Origin of the sequence: Burkholderia sp. AU33423 (genome assembly GCF_002223135.1) — a bacterium.
Lineage (GTDB): Bacteria > Pseudomonadota > Gammaproteobacteria > Burkholderiales > Burkholderiaceae > Burkholderia > Burkholderia lata_D.
In genome coordinates this window covers 248,397-266,097 of record NZ_NKFH01000010.1, presented here as the reverse complement: position 1 = coordinate 266,097, position 17,701 = coordinate 248,397, and the positions used below count along the sequence as shown (strand labels likewise).

General features: G+C 63.1%; 12 protein-coding genes. 6 read left to right on the top strand and 6 right to left on the bottom strand.

Features of this window, described 5'->3' with window-relative positions; all coding sequences use genetic code 11:
• The first annotated feature begins 3 nt into the window (after positions 1 to 3).
• Positions 4 to 603 (top strand): TetR/AcrR family transcriptional regulator, encoded by a 600-nt coding sequence (locus CFB50_RS36530; RefSeq protein ID WP_089449251.1) that lies wholly within the window; start codon positions 4 to 6, stop codon positions 601 to 603.
• Positions 604 to 745: 142 nt separating this feature from the next.
• On the opposite strand, the gene CFB50_RS36525 is transcribed toward CFB50_RS36530, so the two are convergent.
• On the bottom strand, positions 746 to 2,206 hold the full coding sequence (locus CFB50_RS36525) for an aldehyde dehydrogenase family protein (RefSeq protein ID WP_089449250.1): 1,461 nt from the start codon (positions 2,204 to 2,206) through the stop codon (positions 746 to 748).
• 567 nt (positions 2,207 to 2,773) lie between these two features.
• On the opposite strand from CFB50_RS36525, the gene CFB50_RS36520 reads away from it, so the two are divergent.
• From CFB50_RS36520 to CFB50_RS36500, 5 genes are all read left to right on the top strand, one after another.
• The gene (locus tag CFB50_RS36520) at positions 2,774 to 3,754 is read left to right on the top strand and encodes an aminotransferase class IV (RefSeq protein ID WP_089449249.1); all 981 of its coding nucleotides are present in this window, start codon (positions 2,774 to 2,776) and stop codon (positions 3,752 to 3,754) included.
• Positions 3,755 to 4,154: 400 nt separating this feature from the next.
• The gene (locus tag CFB50_RS36515) at positions 4,155 to 5,474 is read left to right on the top strand and encodes a DUF1329 domain-containing protein (RefSeq protein WP_089449554.1); all 1,320 of its coding nucleotides are present in this window, start codon (positions 4,155 to 4,157) and stop codon (positions 5,472 to 5,474) included.
• A gap of 16 nt (positions 5,475 to 5,490) precedes the next feature.
• Positions 5,491 to 7,197, top strand: coding sequence for a DUF1302 domain-containing protein (locus tag CFB50_RS36510; RefSeq protein WP_089449248.1), 1,707 nt, complete (start codon positions 5,491 to 5,493; stop codon positions 7,195 to 7,197).
• 7 nt (positions 7,198 to 7,204) lie between these two features.
• Positions 7,205 to 9,604, top strand: a complete 2,400-nt coding sequence (locus CFB50_RS36505; protein ID WP_089449247.1) for an efflux RND transporter permease subunit — start codon at positions 7,205 to 7,207, stop codon at positions 9,602 to 9,604.
• A gap of 16 nt (positions 9,605 to 9,620) precedes the next feature.
• On the top strand, positions 9,621 to 10,595 hold the full coding sequence (locus tag CFB50_RS36500; protein ID WP_174946606.1) for a WD40/YVTN/BNR-like repeat-containing protein: 975 nt from the start codon (positions 9,621 to 9,623) through the stop codon (positions 10,593 to 10,595).
• A gap of 180 nt (positions 10,596 to 10,775) precedes the next feature.
• On the opposite strand, the gene CFB50_RS36495 is transcribed toward CFB50_RS36500, so the two are convergent.
• The 5 genes from CFB50_RS36495 to CFB50_RS36475 all read right to left on the bottom strand — a co-directional run bounded on the left by CFB50_RS36495 (position 10,776) and on the right by CFB50_RS36475 (position 17,690).
• The gene (locus CFB50_RS36495) at positions 10,776 to 11,465 is read right to left on the bottom strand and encodes a response regulator transcription factor (protein ID WP_089449246.1); all 690 of its coding nucleotides are present in this window, start codon (positions 11,463 to 11,465) and stop codon (positions 10,776 to 10,778) included.
• A gap of 578 nt (positions 11,466 to 12,043) precedes the next feature.
• Entirely contained in the window at positions 12,044 to 13,672 is a 1,629-nt protein-coding gene (locus CFB50_RS36490; protein WP_089449245.1) for a GMC family oxidoreductase, read from the bottom strand.
• A gap of 223 nt (positions 13,673 to 13,895) precedes the next feature.
• Positions 13,896 to 14,846, bottom strand: a complete 951-nt coding sequence (locus CFB50_RS36485) for an alpha/beta hydrolase (RefSeq protein ID WP_089449244.1) — start codon at positions 14,844 to 14,846, stop codon at positions 13,896 to 13,898.
• Between the two features lie 32 nt (positions 14,847 to 14,878).
• Positions 14,879 to 16,369: a flavin-containing monooxygenase gene (locus tag CFB50_RS36480; RefSeq protein WP_089449243.1), complete on the bottom strand. Its 1,491-nt coding sequence runs from the start codon at positions 16,367 to 16,369 to the stop codon at positions 14,879 to 14,881.
• 337 nt (positions 16,370 to 16,706) lie between these two features.
• Entirely contained in the window at positions 16,707 to 17,690 is a 984-nt protein-coding gene (locus tag CFB50_RS36475) for an alpha/beta hydrolase (RefSeq protein ID WP_089449242.1), read from the bottom strand.
• Between the last annotated feature and the right edge of the window lie 11 nt (positions 17,691 to 17,701).

Below are 17,701 nucleotides of genomic sequence, written 5' to 3'. Positions count from 1 at the left end.
CCAATGACAAGAGTTCGCGCTGCGTTGCGGCGACAAGATTTTGTTGACGCTGCCGTTGAAGTCATCGCCGCGCACGGCGTCGCTGGAGCCACCACGCGGCGAATCGCTGAAGCCGCAAGTTGCCCCCTGGCGTCGCTGCATTATGTATTCCATACCAAGGACGATCTGTTCGACGCGGTTTACGAATCCCTGTTCGACCTTCTCGCGGCGAATGCCCCCGTTGACAAGGAATTTCATTCTTTCGGCGAACTCGCCGGATGGCAGCTGCGCAAGAATGTCGAATGGCTCGTGCAGCATCCCTCGTACGCCCGGGCACAGTCTGAACTGATCCAGTGGGCAGAGCGTCATCGCCCCGAGTTCGCGTTGAAAACCTATGTCCAGACTATCGAGCGAACGATCGCTTACCTCGGCAAGTGCGCGCCGCAAGTCAACCATGACGCGATCGAATCCGTCGCCAGAATGAGCATCATCCTGGTCGACGGATTGCTGAACAGTTGGCAAGGGGACACGAATATCCGCGAGCTCAGGGCGAACCTGGACAGCGCAAGTTCAGCGCTGGAGGCGTTTGCCACTTCTCTCTCGAGCTCGACGGTGCAGGCCTGAGCGTCGACGCGGCGTGCCATTGCGCCCATCGACGGCAACCCGACAGTGCCCGTCAGCGCGACGCCTCATGGCTGGCTTCGATCTTGCCGCCTTTCCGTAGACGGACGTCCGCGGACCGCCGGGCGCCCGTCGTCGATTCCCGCTAGCTGGCGGCGCCCGGCGCCGCGCCGAACATCGACTTCGTCTCCAGGAACTCCTCGATGCCGGCGTAACCCCACTCTCGCCCGTTGCCGGACTGCTTGTACCCACCGAACGGCGCCGCGATATCGACGGGTGCGCCGTTCAGATGCACCATCCCGGTCCGCAACTTTCTGGCGACTCGCTCCGACTGTTCGATCGAGTCGCCATAGACGTAGCCGGACAATCCGTACGGCGAGTCGTTGGCAATGGCGACAGCGTCCGATTCGTCCTGATAGGGGATGATCACCAGGACGGGACCGAAAATCTCCTCGGTTGCGATCTTCATGCGATTGTTCACGCGGCTGAAGACCGTCGGCTTGACGTAGTAGCCTCGTTCAAGCCCGGCGGGATTGCCGAGCCCGCCCGACACGAGCACCGCACCTTCGTCGATCCCCGTCTGGATCATCTCCTGCACCTTTCGATGCTGGCGCTGGTTCGCCATCGGCCCCATGGTCGTACCGGGATCGCGCGGATCGCCGACGACGACCTGCCCGCATGCGGCAACTGCGATCTGCTCCGCCTCCTCGAGCCGATGCGCCGGCACCAGCATGCGCGAGGGCGCGGTGCACGTCTGGCCGGAGTTGGCCATCATCTGGAGCACGCCATGCGTGACGCCCTGCTGAAAGTTTTCGCTGTCCAGAATGATGTTCGCCGACTTTCCGCCCAGCTCCAGCGTCACCCGCTTGATCGTCGTCGCAGCGGCCTGAGCGACCTCCACGCCCGCGCTCGTCGAACCCGTCAGCGACACCATGTCGAAGAGCGGGCTGGACGCAATGGCCCTGCCCAGGCGCTGCCCGGAGCCCTGCACGAGATTGAATACGCCCGGAGGGACGCCGGCCTTCTCGAGGATCTCGGCGAGAACGATGGCTGAATACGGCGCATTCTGACTCGGCTTCAACACGATCGTGCAACCCGCCACCAGCGCCGGCGCCACCTTGCACATGACCTGGTTCATGGGCCAGTTCCACGGCGTAATCAACCCGCACACCCCCACCGGCTCCTTCACGATCCGCGACGTGCCCTGGGTTCGTTCGAACGGATACTGCTTCGCAACTTCCAGGGTCGTATGGAGGTGCCAGAGCCCCAACGCCGCCTGAAGCGGGCGAGAAATGGCGTCCATCGGCGCACCCATCTCGAGCGTGATGGCGTCCGCCATATCCTGCAACCGCTCGGTGTATACGCCGATCACGCGCTCGAGCAGCGCGAGCCGCTCAACGAGCGGCGTGCTCGAGAATGCCGCGAAGGCGTCGCGCGCCGCCTCCGCGGCCAGGTTCACATCGGCTTCATCAGAGAACAGCAACACGCCGGAGACTTCGCCGGTCGCCGGATTGATGATGTCGTGCTCAATGCCACCGTTCACCGGCTCCACCCAGCGGCCGCCAATGAACGCCCTGCGGAGATGGTCTGCTTCGAAAATCGGCATCTGCTCGCTCCATGTCAGTTGGTATCGAGGGCGAGTCTTCAGCCTTCTGGATCGCCCGGGAAGATTCATACTAACGTCTTTTTTGATCATTTGGCCAAGTCACGCGACTCAGTAATAATCAGTATTGCCACCGGCATGCCGAAGGACGACGCTTCAGGAAACGAACAGTCATGCTGCTGCAAAGGATCTGCAGCGGGTGTGACCGGATGACGATGGAGACGGGACCACGAGTCGGCTTCCGGCGAAGCGCGCACCACGCCGAAGCGACTTTTTTCAGGCGGACCGGTTTGGTCTACCGGAACGGACATTCGACCATCACGGCCGGCAAACACGGGTCTGCTCGCCGCTCGAGTATCCAGCCACGCATCACAGAGGGTTAACCTTCATCGACAAGGAATTTTTCGAGCAATACTTTCTACTACACGGTCATTTGATCAAGTCATATGGCAGACTTCACGCCGGATAGCCAGGCAGTAAGCAATCCGCAAAGTAGCGCACCGCGATCCGGTCGCGTTTTGACGTCAATATCGAACGACAACTCTCCCTCGGGAGCGAAAGGTAATCACCATGGCAATCATTCAAGTCCAGCAGATCATGCACGAGAATCCGCTGCATGCTCGCGCTCCGCATGAACCCCGCTATGAAGATGGCAGTGCCTTCTGTGACGGCAACTATGTCCCCATCACCGAAGCGACCGTCCCGCTCGTCGACGCGGGGTTCCTGCATGCCGACGCGGCCTACGATGTCGTCACCGTCTCGCGAGGCAACTTCTTCCGGCTCGACGATCACCTCACGCGCATGGAAGAGTCGGCGGCGAAGTTCTTCCTCGAGAATCCGTTCAATCGCGACCAGGTCAAGGAAATTCTCCACAATCTCGTGCGTAACGCCGGGTTGAAGGATGCCTACGTCTGGTGGTGCGTCACCCGCGGCCCGCTGAGCGTCGACCGCCGCGACCGCAGCGCAATGAAGAACGCGATGTTCGCGTTTGCCGTGCCGTTCTTCTTCCAGGCCGACGACGAGGTCCGCACGCGCGGCTCGAACCTGCTGATCAGCAAGCGGTACAACCGCATTTCCGCGAAGGCGGTCGATCCCACGGCGAAGAACTTCCACTGGATGGACATGAAGCTCGCGCTCTTCGAAGCCATGACGCAGGAGAAGGACTGGGCGGTTCTCGTCGACGAAAACGACAACCTCACCGAGGCAGCCGGTGCGAACGTCTTCTTCGTCAAGAACGGGGAGCTCTACACCCCCGCTGAAGGCTGCCTGCTGGGCATCACGCGTCAGAGCGTCTTCGATATCGCCGCCGAGCTCGGCATCAAGGTGAACATCGGCAAGTACACCGCGACCCAGCTGCGCGAGGCCGACGAAGCATTCACCTCGTCGTCGGCAGGCGGGATCATGCCCGTCAGCGCAGTGGACGACCAACCGCTTGGCAACCACAAAGGCCCCGGCCCGATCTCCGAGAAGATTCACAACCTCTACTGGGAGAAGCGCTGGGCAGGATGGCACGCTCAGCCGGCCGAATACTTCTCGTCGGTCCCGGCATAAGCCGGAAGTCGCTCAACAGCGGCGCGCGTACGGAGCAGGTCCAGCCTGACAAGCCGCATCCTGCTTCGGCGGGCGCCCAATAGCTGCAAGCATCAGCCATACCGTCCGGCACGCCGTCAGGCAGCCGGACAACACGAACGCCAGCGTGACAGCAATGACCTGGGGTTCGCCGATTCACGAAAACAAAGCAAAACGCACCCTCATTCATTTCGCATAGCTAACAAACGGACAGGACTATCGGTACCTTCAGCCGTTTTCACCTATGCACAACCCTTTGGCGGGCGCACGTCACCTGGTCAAGGTCAAGGAGATAGCCGTGGTCAAGACTCATGCTTTCAAGAAATCTGCTTCGCTCATCCGATCGGCAGCGAAATTGTCCGTCATCGCTTCCGCAGTCGCGATGTCTTTGACCGGTGCGCTTGCGGAAGGTACGGATTCTTCACATACGCCATCGGGCGCCGAAGTCGCCGGCACCGCGAGCGGCATTCCCGCCTGGGCTCCCGTGGGCAACGTCGGGGCGGGCTGGAGTTACGGCAAGCGCCGCGCGGATTTCTTCAAATACAAATCCGACAAGCCCCTGTACACGATCGACGCCAGCAACGTCGACAAGTACGCGGACAAGCTCAACCCGGGCCAGATTGCGCTGTTGAAGAACCTGAAGGGCTTCACGATGCCGGTCTATCCGTCCCGGCGCACGTGCGGCGTCCCCGATTTCGTCGCGGAGAACACGAAGAACAACGCGGGCTTCGCCAAGATGACCGCCGACGGATCGGAACTCGCCGATGCCCACCTGCCCGGCTACCCGTTCCCTGCGCCCAAGACCGGCGCGGAAGTGATGTGGAACGCGAAGGTGCACTACCGCGGCGCCGGCGTCGAGATGCGCGACATCATCACCGTCGTCTCCCCGCGCAAGGGCGCGTCCGACTGGATCAAGAACGTGTCCGACGCGTGGATCTACCAGCCGTGGGGCGACAAGGCCGGCACGACGTTCGCGAAGGTCAACCAGGTCGAAGGCAACGCCTACTACGCGTACAAGTCCCCGGCGGCGATTGCCGGCCAGGCCGCGATCTTTACGACCTACGCCGGCAAGCCGACGGAAGTCTTCTACTACTTCCCGGGGCAGCGCCGCACCCGTCGCATGCCGTCGTATGCATACGATGCGCCGCAGATCGGCTTCGACAACCAGTACAACATGGATGAAGCGCTGGTCTTCTCCGGACAGACGGACCGGTTCTCGTGGAAGCTGCTCGGCAAGAAGGAAATGGTCGTGACGTACAACGATCTCGGCATGTACGACTTCTCGGAAAAATTTGAAGATGCCTACGGCCCCGACTTCGTGAACCCGGCGAAGCGTCGCTACGAACTCCATCGCGTGTGGGTCGTGGAAGCCACGGTCAAGCAGGGGATGCGCCATACCGCGCCCAAGCGCCTGTTCTACGTCGACGAAGACAGCTGGAGCTACCTCGGCGCGGTGGACTACGACGCGCAGGGCAACATCTCGAAGGTCCGCGAGGGTTACATCATTCCGGTGTACGAGACGGGGAGCTGCGACACGCTCGCATTCGCTCAATACAACCTCGTCGACGGCCGGTACCTCGTGGACGGTTCGATGCTCGCGGCCGGACGGGACGCGAAGTGGTCGGTCGACTCGTCGGCGGACCAACACTACAAGCCGAGCTTCTACAACGCCGATAATCTCCGTGCGTTGAGCGAGCGTTGACAGGGGCCGAAACAAAATGGCTACCACCTCCTCATTACAGCCCCGCTCCAGCGTGGTGTTCGTGCGCGCGGCGATCGCGGCGCTCGTCGCCGTCGGGTGCGGCGGCGCGCACGCGTTCACGTTCACGATCGGGAACGTCGAAGGCAGTTTCGATTCGACGATATCGGCGGGCGTCGGCATTCGAACGGCGTCGCCGAGCAGCAATCTCGTCTCGCCGACCTACAACGTGGCCACCGGTGCGCAGACCGGTGGCGGCCGGCTCGGTCAGTTGAGCGGCCTCTCCGATCAGGGCGACATCAACTACGGCAAGGGAGATCCGTTCACGAGCTATCTCAAGGGCAACCACGAGCTGGTCCTGAAGATGCCGTCGCAAGGGCTCACGTTCATGGCGCGCGGCACCTGGCAATACGACTACTCCGGTACCCGCACGACAGGCGCAAGCAGCGGACAGGACCTGTTCTACAACCCCGCACCCAGCCTGAGCGGCGGGCTTCCGTCCGACGCCGAGAAGAACATCCGCTTCAAGCCACGCCTGCTCGACCTGTGGGTCAGCAAGCAGTTCAACGTAGGCGACCAGATTGCCCGCGTCCGTGTGGGTAACCAGGTGGTCAGCTGGGGCGAAAGCATCTGGGAAGTCGGCGGGATCAATGCGACGAATGCGATCGACGTGAATCGCGCGTCCCAGCCCGGGGCGCAGGTCAAGGAGATCATCCTGCCCGCGCCGATCGTGAGCGTCGCATCCGGCGTCGGGCACGGCGTGAACGTCGAAGGGTACTACCAGAGCAACTGGAACCAGAATTACCTTCCGCCGGTGGGCAGCTATTGGTCGAATCAGATCGTCGGGCCCGGCAACAACACGTACGGCGTCTCGACCATCCATCCGAAGAACGGCGGGCAGTATGGTTTTTCCATTCGCTACCAGCCGGCGGGAACGGACCTGAATCTCGGCTTCTACACGATCGCGTACCACGACAAGTTCCCGCAAGTCTCGCTGAGTTCGACGGGCGGGACGGTCTTCCGATTTCCGGAAGACCGCCACATGATCGGTGTCAGCGCCAACTTCCCCGTGGGCGACTGGGCGATCGGCACCGAGCTCTCGTACCGGCCGCGAGATGCCGTTCCCCTGAATCCGGCCAGCGGATGCGTCGCGCAAGGGGGGAACTGCTGGGTCGACGAGAAGCGATTCCAGTGGCACCTGACGACCCTCTACTCGCTGCAGCCCGGCAATTCCGGCGCATTCCTGAAGCTGCTCGGCGCCCAGACCGCCACGCTGACGACCGAGACGGTGATCATTGCTTATCCGGGGCTTCACAAGAGCTACGGCGGGTCGCCGATTTCGCCTGGCGCGCTTCTGTGGGGGAACGAATTCAACGACCTGTTCGCGAGCGGCGCACTCAACTCGCCGGGTAGTGCCCAGGGAACGAAATACTCCGGCGGTATCGACGTCGATTTCAACTGGGTTTACGACGGCACCGTCATTCCCGGGTGGCAGGTCAATCCGGGGATATTCGTCCGATACGGCCTCTTCGGCAATACGCCGAACGTGAATGCCCAGTTCATGCGCGGCGTAACGGCCATGAACCTGTATGTGAACTTCATACAGAACCCGGCGAACTGGCAGGTCGCCTTGAACTACACCCGCTTCATGGGCCCGACCAACCCGCTCGCCAACCCGCTACGTGACCGAGACTTCGTGGCAATCGTCGCATCTCGAAATTTCTGAGGTCAATATGAATCAAACGCCTGTTTCCGACGCAGCCCGACCCAGCAAGCTGCTAAGAATTCTTCATTCGCTGGAAAATACGCTGTTCGGTCACAGGCGTCTCGTGCTGGGGCTTCTGGTTCTTTTCACGGTCGTCATGGCCTGCTTCGCCGTCAAGCTGCGCATGGATGCCGGGTTCGAGAAGCAGCTTCCGTTGGGCCACGAATACACGCAGACGTTCAACGAGTATCGCGGTGACCTGCTCGGCGCCAACCGCCTGATCGTCGTCGTCAAGGCCCGCAAGGGCAGCATCTGGACGCCGGCTGCGTTGAAGCGCCTGTATGAAGTCACCCAGGCGGTCACCTTCCTGCCGAACGTGTCCCGCAGCAGCGTCCAGTCGCTCTGGACACCGAATTCATTCGTCAACGAGATCACCGAAGACGGATTCCGCGCGGACCCGCTCATTCCCGGCACCGTGACGCCCGATCAGCTCGACGGCAACACGGTCGGCGCCATTTCGCGCTCGACCGCGCAGGGCGGCTTCGTCGGCAGCCTCGTGTCGCGCGACCAGAGCAGCGCAATGGTCACCGCCGATCTCAACGAGCTGGATGCGAAAGGCGAGCGGGTCGACTACGTGGCATTCGACAAGGCGCTCGAATCGCAATTGCGCGCCAAGTTCGAGGATGCGAACTATGAAATCCAGATCATCGGTTTCGCGAAACAGATCGGTGATATTGCAAACGGCGCATCGTCCGTCCTGAAGTTCTGCGCGATCGCCCTGCTCCTGACCGCATTGGCCGTCTACTGGTACTGCCGCTCCGTTCGCCTGACGATCCTGCCGCTGACCTGCTCGCTCGTCTCGCTCGTCTGGCAGTTCGGCACGCTGCATCTCCTCGGCTACGGGCTCGACCCGTTGGGCGTGCTGGTTCCGTTCCTGGTGTTCGCGATCGGCGTGTCACACGGCGTCCAGCAGATCAATTTCATCGTGCGCGAGATCTCCCACGGGAAGTCGGTGGAGCAAGCCGCCCGATCCAGCTTCAGCGGGCTGCTGATTCCCGGCACGCTCGCGCTGGTGACCGCTTTCGTGTCCTTCGTCACGCTGATCCTGATTCCGATCCCGATGGTGCGCGAGCTCGCGATCACCGCTTCGCTCGGCGTGGCGTACAAGATCGTCACGAACCTGGTGATGCTGCCGCTCGCCGCGTCGTTGCTCAAGGTCGACGGCAATTATGCAAAGAATGCGGAACTGCATGCCGTTCGTCGCGGCCGCGTGCTCCGCGTGCTCGCCAAAGTCGCCATTCCGCGCAATGCGGCGATCGTCCTGCTGGCGGCCGTCGTGGTGTTCTGCGTGGCGGCCTGGGAAAGTCGGGACCGCGTGGTCGGCACGCTGCAGGCCGGCGCGCCCGAGCTGCGTGCCGACGCCCGGTTCAACCAGGATTCGGTTTCGATTGCGTCGAGCTACGACGTCGGCCTGGACTGGATTTCCATCGTCTTCGAAGCGCCGCCCCAGTCCTGCAACAACGTGGAGGTCGGCGCCTACCAGGATCGCTTCGTCTGGTCGATGCGTGCCGTCCCCGGCGTATTGTCGGTCGTTTCGTTTTCCTCGTTGCTGCGGCAATACAACGAGGGATACAACGAAGGCAATCCGAAGATGTCCGCGATCCCCATCGACCCCGACAACTATTCGTCGCTGGCCGGCGAAGTGGCCCGCACGCCCGGCGTCATGCGCAAGGACTGCAGCATGACCGCGGTGAACATCTATCTGGCCGACCACAAGGCGACCACGATCACCCAGGTGATCAACGCCGCGAAGCATTTCCGCGATACGAACAAGCTGCCGGGCGTGAAGATCCGGCTCGCGTCCGGCAATGCCGGCGTGCTGGCCGCGGTCAACGACGAAATCGAGCGCAGCGAATTGCCGATGATGCTTTACGTCTATACGACCATCGTCCTGCTCGTCCTCGTCACGTACCGTGACCTGCGCGCGGTCCTCGCCTGCTGCCTGCCGCTGACGATCGGCACGTTCATCGGGTATTGGTTCATGAAGGAGCTGCAGATCGGCCTGACCGTCGCCACGTTGCCCGTGATGGTGCTGGCGGTGGGCATCGGCGTCGACTATGCGTTCTATATCTACAACCGGCTGCAGCTGCATCTCGCCAACGGTGTCGGCATCGTCAAGGCGCTCGAACAATCGATCCTCGAGATCGGGACGGCCACCATCTTCACGGCGATCACGCTCGCGGTCGGCGTCGCCACCTGGTCGTTCTCCGAGCTGAAGTTCCAGGCGGACATGGGCAAGCTCCTGGCGTTCATGTTCATCGTCAACATGGTCATGGCCATGACGGTTCTGCCCGCCTTCGCCGTCTGGCTCGAGCGCATCTTCCCGCGGCGCAAGCCCGCCCGTGCCCCCGGCCTGCTCGCCCATTGAAGAAAAAGAGGATTCCATGACCCTGTATCGCAAGGTTCTCTCCCTGTCGGCCGGCGCCGTCGTCCTTGGCGCGCTGCTGGGCAGCATGCCAGGCGCGGTGTCCGCATCGGAACTCCGGGCCGTTCCGGCCGTCCAGTCCAGCATCGCGACCCAGTCCCCCGTGCTGGATGCCACCTGGGCCGGCCAGCGGGTCGTGAGTGTCGGCGCGAACGGCATCATCCTGCTGTCCGACAACCGCGGTGCGACGTACCGTCAGGCCAAGTCCGTGCCCGTGAGCTCGACGCTGACGTCCGTCAGTTTCATCGACGCCAGGACAGGGTGGGCAGTCGGCCACTGGGGCGCGATCCTGAAGACGACCGACGGCGGCGAGACGTGGGAGGTTCAACGTCTCGTGACGAGCGAGGATCGCCCGCTGTTCGGCGTGCACTTCATCGATGCCGACCACGGCGTGGCCGTCGGACTCTGGTCGCTCATCCTCGTCACCGATGACGGCGGCAAGACCTGGACCAAAAAGGAAGCCGTGCTCCCGAACGGCAAGAAGTCGGACCTGAATCTGTTCGGCCTTTTTTCGAACGGTAACGGCGAGATCTTTGCCACGGCCGAGAAGGGGCAACTCCTGATTTCCAGGGACAAGGGCAACACGTGGGAAAGCGTGGAGACCGGTTACAAGGGGTCGTTCTGGTGCGGCGTGGCGCTGCCCAACGGTGTGCTGCTGGTCGGCGGGCTGCGCGGCACGCTGATGCGAAGCGAGGACAACGGCCATACCTGGTCACGCGCGACGCTCGACACCAGGAATTCCATTACCGCGCTTGCGTCCCGAGGCTCCACGGTACTGGCCGTCGGGGTCGACGGGCTCCAGGCTCAAAGCACCGATGACGGCAAGACGTTCCAGCGCCTGCGCACCCAGACCGGGACGACGTACACCGCGGCGCTCCCCTCGACTGGCGACAAGTGGCTGATCTTTTCTCGCGACGGGGTCATCGCGCAGTAACTGTCGGATGTCTGATTCGCGCAGCGGGCCGCGATCGTGAATCGTGGCCCGCTGTGTCGAAACCTGCCTGACCTCGGATGGAGTCTGCCCGCGTTGCCCCCATCTCTGCTGCATGCACGTCCGCGCCGCATGCACACGCAACGAACAGCGGATGCCGACCGCGAGCGACGCCCTCCCCCGTCAGCCGGATTTTCGAAGTCGATAGCCGATGCCGTGCACGCTTTCCACGATGCCCGACGCCCCTGCGGCCGCCAGCTTTCTCCGTAACCGGCTCATGTGGCTGTCGACGGTGCGCGTGGATGCGGTGACGTCTGCCATGCACGCATTGAGCAATTCGATGCGCGTAAATGCGCGATTCGGCAGCCTGGCCATGTGAGCCAGCAGGCGGAATTCGACGAGTGTCACGGAAACCGGCGTTTCGCCGGAGGACGTTCTCACGCACGCCATATAGCTTTCCGTATCGACTTCGAGCGCGCCCACCCGGAGACGACGTTCAGGCGCGAGCGCACCGGAGCGGCGAAGAACCGTGCGCAATCGCGCGACGATCACGTCCGGGTTGAACGGCCTGACGATGTAGTCGTCGGCGCCGGCGTGCAGTGCGCGCAACTGCGCCCTGTCCAGGTCACACGCCGAAATGACGACGATGGGGGTATCGCTTTGTCGTCGAAGCCTGGCGAGCAGGTCCAGGGTGTCCGCACCCAGTTCACGGACGTCGAGAATGACCAGATCCGGCTTCAGGTTCAGTTGCGTGCCCAGCACGGTCTGGGAGCGGTTGGTCTGGAATGTTCGAAACCCGTTGCGAGTCAGGCAGGTATCGAGCGTTGACGACATTTCCGGCGCGTCATCCGCGATGAGTATGAGCGAGTGCATGATTGAATATCCGCGTCGTTGCCTTTCGTGCACGCGGACACCTTCCGGACAGTTTCAGGCGCCGCATAGGGGTCCCCGTTCACGGGCATGGCTCGTCGAATTGAAGACGGCGTTCGACATGAAACACGCCGAAGCCATCGGGATAGAGGCGGGTCAAGAACATTTCCCTCACCCGGACCGGGCCGGACGCCGAGCAAGGTCGATCGGCTGACGGGTTCGTCGGTGGCTGCGGCTCGTCGCAGCGAAGCAGGCACCGGTCTTTCTCCGGTTGTTGACGCACACAGGCCGCCACCCGGCATCTGCGCCTCGGGCGGCGGCCTCTCTTTCCTCGTGCTCGCGTTGCTCTTCAAAGAGCAAGGATGTATTCATAATCGGCGGTTGGCTGCGTCAGCAGACCTCACCACTCGAGCGCTCGATGCCAGATAGCGCGCGATGCCCCGGCAGCGTCCAGTCTTGCCACAACCGGCCGGCGAGCCCTTGCCTTCAGGTCGTGGACGTCGTCGCACACATCATGCTCGCGACGTCCCTGTCCGATTGAGGCCCTCGCACCGACGAACGTCGGCACGAGAGAAGGCCACTCAAACCGCGTTTTCCGGTATCGCGGACGGGAACCGGGAGATCCTCCGAATCAGGTCCGAGGCTTTCTCCCCGATCATGATCGTTGGCGCGTTCGTATTTGCGCCCACCAGCGTCGGCATGATCGATGCATCAACCACACGCAAGCCTTCCGTTCCCCGTACGCGCAACTGGGAATCCACGACGGCGAGCGCGTCGTTCCCCATGCGGCACGTTCCGACCGGGTGGTACACGGTGTCGGTCCGCTCGCGCAGCAGCGCACGAATGTCGTCGTCCGATCGCGACCGGGACGCGAACAGGTCCTCCGTCACGAACTGGGCCATGGCCGGCGCCGCCATCAACCGCCGGGTCAGCTTGTAGCCCTCGACCAGGACCTCGAGATCATCTGCATGCTCGAGGAATGCCGGGTCGATCAACGGCGCGTCCAGCGGATCGGCGCTTCGCAGCTTGACCGATCCACGGCTTTTCGGCCTCAGCAGGCACACGTGACAGGAAAGACCATGGCCGAGATGCACCTTCCTTCCGTGATCGCTGACGGGCCCGACGACGAAGTGCATCTGAACGTCCGGTCGATCCAGATCGGGACGCGTCTTCAGGAACGCGCCGCCCTCGGCGAAGTTGGTGGTCAGGGTGCCGGTCCGCGAGTTCCGGTATTGCCGGATGTCGCCCAGCGTCTTGATCGCGCCGCGTACTGATACGCCGAGCGCATCCAGGCTGTTCGTCTTGTAGCTGACGACGAAGTCCGGGTGATCCTGCAGGTTCTCTCCCACGCCCGGGAGATCGGCGACGACCTGGATCCCGTGACGCTCGAGTTCGTCCTTCGGCCCGACGCCGGACAACATCAGCAACTGAGGCGATTGAAACGCGCCCGCGGAAAGGATCACCTCCTTCTTCGCCCAGACCGTCTCGACATTGCCCCCACGCGTGACTTCGACACCAACGGCCCTCTTGCCGTCGAACACGATGCGCCTGACCTGCGCGCCCGTCTCCACCGTCAGGTTGCCGCGCGTCTTCATGTGCGGAAAAAGATAGGCACGTGCCGCACTCCAGCGCTCGCCATTCTTCTGCGTCACCTGGTAAATGCCGACGCCTTCCTGCTCCGCACCGTTGAAATCGTCCGTGACGGGCAGGCCGCACTCTCGTGCGGCGTCCAGCCAACGCGCCTGGAACGGATTGTCCGTCCGCAGGTCGCTGACCCACAGCGGGCCGTCGCGCCCGTGCCATTCATTGCCAAGACGCTCGTTATGCTCGCTTCGCTTGAAATACGGGAAGACGTCGTTCCAGCCCCAGCCTTCGTTGCCGAGCGCAGCCCAATCGTCGTAGTCGGCATGATGGCCGCGCGTGTACACCATCGCATTGATCGCGGACGATCCGCCCAGCGCCTTGCCACGCGGCTGGTAGCCGCGCCGCCCCTGCAGCCCCTTCTGGGGCACCGTCTCGAACGCCCAGTTGTTCAGCCGGGACGGGATCATCAGCACCAGGGCGGCCGGCACGTTGACGGGCCATCCATCACCCGTGCCGCCGGCTTCGAAGAGGCACAGCGTCACATCGGGATCTTCGGTCAAACGCGAAGCCAGCACGCTGCCTGCCGAGCCGCCGCCTACAACAAGATAATCGAATGAGTTCTTCACGGGTCTGTGTCCTGGATAGATGCTTGAACGCTTCACAAGCAACTACCTGATGCATCGATTCCGCCACTCGCGTCGCGGGCCTCACCGAGCCGGCGCGCAATCGGCGTCATTCCGTCATGCATCAGCACTGCGCGGCCGCATCGGCAACGTTGGAGGTCATCCATCGAACCGCATGCGGCCATGAAATGGCGAAAAGTGAAATCAAGTCGCTTTCGCCAACGTATCAACGGTGCTGCGCGCCGCCGAGTACCTTTCTGAAACTCGCAATACCCTTCTCGATCCACGCCTGCGCGCCCGGGGAAATCGCCCCCATGTCGAAGAACCCGTGAATCATGCCGTCGCACCGGATCGTGTCGACCTTGACGCCGCTCGCGTGGAGCAAGCGGCCGTAGGCCTCGCCCTCGTCTCGCAGCGGATCGAATTCGGCGGTCAGGATGACGGCAGGCGGCAACCCGGCAAGGTCCTTCGCACGGATCGGCGCCAGCCGCGGATCCGCCCTGTCGGTACCGTCGGGCACGTAATGTCGCTCGAACCAGGCGATCGTCTCGAGGTCGAGAAAGTAGCCTTCGCCGTTTTCCTTGAAGGAAGGAAAGCCGGCGCGATCCTGCGCGACCGCGGGGTAGATCAGGAACTGGGCGGACAGCGCAATGCCGTCGGCGTGCAGTTGCTGGGTCACGACCGCGGCAAGATTGCCGCCGGCGCTGTCTCCGGCCACCGCCACGACGTCGCTTCCGCCCAGCTCACCCGCGTTCGCGATCACCCATTTGGTGGCGGCAATCGCGTCGTCCGCCGCGGCCGGGTACGGATGTTCGGGCGCCAGCCGGTAGTCCACCGAGACGACGACCGCGTTCGCGCCGCGCGCCAGCTCGCGGCAAATGTTGTCGTGCGTATCCAGGTCGCCGATGACGAACCCGCCGCCATGGAGATAGACGACCGTCGGCAGATTGCGCTCCTGCGTCGGACGATACAGCCGCGCCCGCAGCGACCCGGCCGCGCCGGGAATGGTCAGGTCTTCCACGCCGTGAACGTCGACAACGGCCTCCGGTGCGCGAACGGCGCGAGCCAGATGCTGCATCAATCCGCGGGCCTCTTCCGGGGCTGACTGCGGCAGCGGTTTCGCGCCGGACCCGGCTAAGGATTCGAGAAAGCCAGCGAGGTGCAAATCGAGTGCCATAACTTCACCTTTAATCGAACGTTGCTCGGAGATCAGCGGTACACGAGGACTTCGGCATCCGGGCTCAATTCCGGAATGGTCTGGCGCTCCTCCTCGTACTCGAAGTGGTGCTGCCACGGCATGCGATCGCCACGCAAGTGCATCTGGTGTTGCGAGCGCATCACGTAACCGGCGTTGAAGTTGTTCGGGTCCGTCCAGGGCAGTCGCTGCATGTCGGCGTCTTCGGCGCGCAGGCGCGGCTCCACCGTCTTCGCCCCCACCTTGTCCATATGCGCGAGGACGCGGCAGGTGAATTCGCAGACGAGATCGGCGCGCAGCGTCCAGCTCGACCGGTAGTAGCCGTAGATGAACGCCATGTTCGGGATACCCTCGATCATCATTCCCCGATACGAGACCCGCTTGGTCATGTCGACCGGATCTCCGTCGATGTGGAAGGCGATCTGGCCGAAAGCGCTCATGTCGAAGCCGGTCGCCGTCACGACGATGTCCGCCTGCAGGTGCTCGCCCGACGCCAACACAATGCCGCTTTCGTCGAACGACTCGATGGTGTCCGTCACGACGGAGGCTTTACCCTCCCGGATGGCCGTGAAGAGGTCGCCCTCCGGCACCGCCGCCACGCGCTGCTGCCACGGGCGATAGCTGGGGTTGAAGTGCTTGTCGACGTCGAACCCTTCCGGCAGCTGTTGGCGGGTCTCGTTGATCAGCCAGTCGCGAACGGCGTCCGGGTTCGCTGAGGACAGGTTGATCAGGTCGAACGTCTGCTTCAGGTGCGCACGCCGCAGAATCTCGGAGCGCCACTCCTCGGACAGGTTCAGTTCGCGAAGCGTCGTGTCCAGCTGGTGGGTCCAGGGAACCGCCGTGAAGAACGTCGGCGACCGTTGCAGCATCGTCACATGCGCCGCGGTGCCGGCCATCGCCGGAATCAGCGTCGCGGCGGTCGCGCCCGAACCGATCACGACCACCCGCTTGCCGGCATAGTCGAGGTCCTTCGGCCAGTGCTGCGGATGAACGACCGTTCCCTTGAAGCGATCGAACCCGTTCCACTTCGGCGTAAAGCCCTTGCGATGGTCGTAGTACCCCGCCCCCAGCCACAGGAAGTCGGTGGTGATCGAGAAGTGTTCGCCCGTATCGTTGCGCGACACCTCGACCGTCCAGCGCTTCTGTTCGCTCGACCAGCTCACCGTTTGAACACGATGCCCGTAGTGGATCTTCGAGCCGAGGTCATATTCCTTGATGACATCGCCCAGATAGCTGTGGATCTCCTCCGCCGTGGCGATCGAGCGGCCCTGCCACGGGCGGAATCCGAACGCATACGTGTACAGGTCGCTGTCGGAACGCGCGCCGGGGTAGCGATGGGTCCACCACGTCCCGCCGAATCCATCCATGGCTTCGAGGATGGCGAACGAGCGGTCCGGCAAGTTCATGCGAAGATGACAAGCGGCATCGATCCCCGAGATCCCCGCCCCGATGATTAGTACCTCTACGTGCTCAGGCAAAACCGAATCTGCTTGATTCTTAGTCATGAGATCCCTCCGATGACCAGTTATTGAAAATATCCGTAACGCCGCACGACTAGATCAATCGACTTGGTCATGTGACTACGAAGGAAAAAGACGCTCGCACGTGCATGCCGGCGACAACGCTTCAACCCAGCACGAGCGCCCCCTCTGCACCCGACCGGACCTGCACGCGGGTCATTCAGGTGCGCATCCCGGTTTGACCGGTCACCCCGAACATGATCAATTGACCAAGTTCCACGGTTCCCAGTCTATGCAGTCGAGGGACAATTTGAATCAGGAGTTTCCATTACTCGATCGGTCGCGACGGTTGCATGCAACTGCCCGCGCGACGATCGACGCGTCAAACCTCGAAGCCGTCCGTTTCGGCAAGCCGCCGGACAAAGGAAGCGGCGCGATCCAGCAGACAGGTCGCTGCCGGGATCGTCCGGGCGGCGGTGATGATGCCGTGATGATGCCCGGGCAGATGGTGATGCTCGACCTTGCTCCCGGCGCGGGCCGCGCATGACGCGTAGGCAATGCCTTCGTCACACAGCGGGTCCAGCCCCACCGTGGCAATGAACATCGGCGGCTGCCGCCGGCCTTCCGCATGCAGCAGCGGGGACAGGCGTGGAAGATCGAATGGCGTGCCGGCCGGCACGTAGTGTTCCCGGAACCACAGCATCGACTCGGCGACCAGCGGAAATCCGCCTTGAATGCGCTGGTATGACGGCAGCGACGCCGTCAGGTCCGTCACGGGATAGAACAGGATCTGCCCGATGATCGCGGGTCCCACCGACGATGCCGCATTGGCGATGAGGGTCGCCATATTGCCGCCGGCGCTGTCGCCCGCCAGGATCACCCGAGACGCATTGATGGCGAGCGCGGATGCGTTGGCCGCCAGGTAGTCCAATGCCCGCTCGCAATCGTCGAGCGGGACCGGCCACCGATGCTCCGGCGCCAGCCGGTACTCCACCGAAGCGACGGCACACCCGCCATGCCGTGCGAGATGACGGCAGATGCCGTCATGCGTGTCCACGCTGCCGATCACCCACCCGCCGCCGTGAATGAAGACGACCAGCGGGGCGCCGTCGGCACCGGCCCCGGCGGGCGGACGATAGAGCCGTACCCGAATGCTGCCGTCCGCGACGGGAACATCGATGTCTTCATGGACAACGGCCGCGTCACCCGTGAGGCCGTTCAATTCGCAGGCCCGCACGAAGTTCACGCGCGACTGGTCGACGGAAAAGCTGCCGTAGTGTCGTCCGCCCAGTTCGCGGAACGCCCGAACGGCGTCCCGAGCATCGTCAGCCACCTCGGTCAGCGGCAACCAGTGCACCGATGTCATGTGCCTCTCCG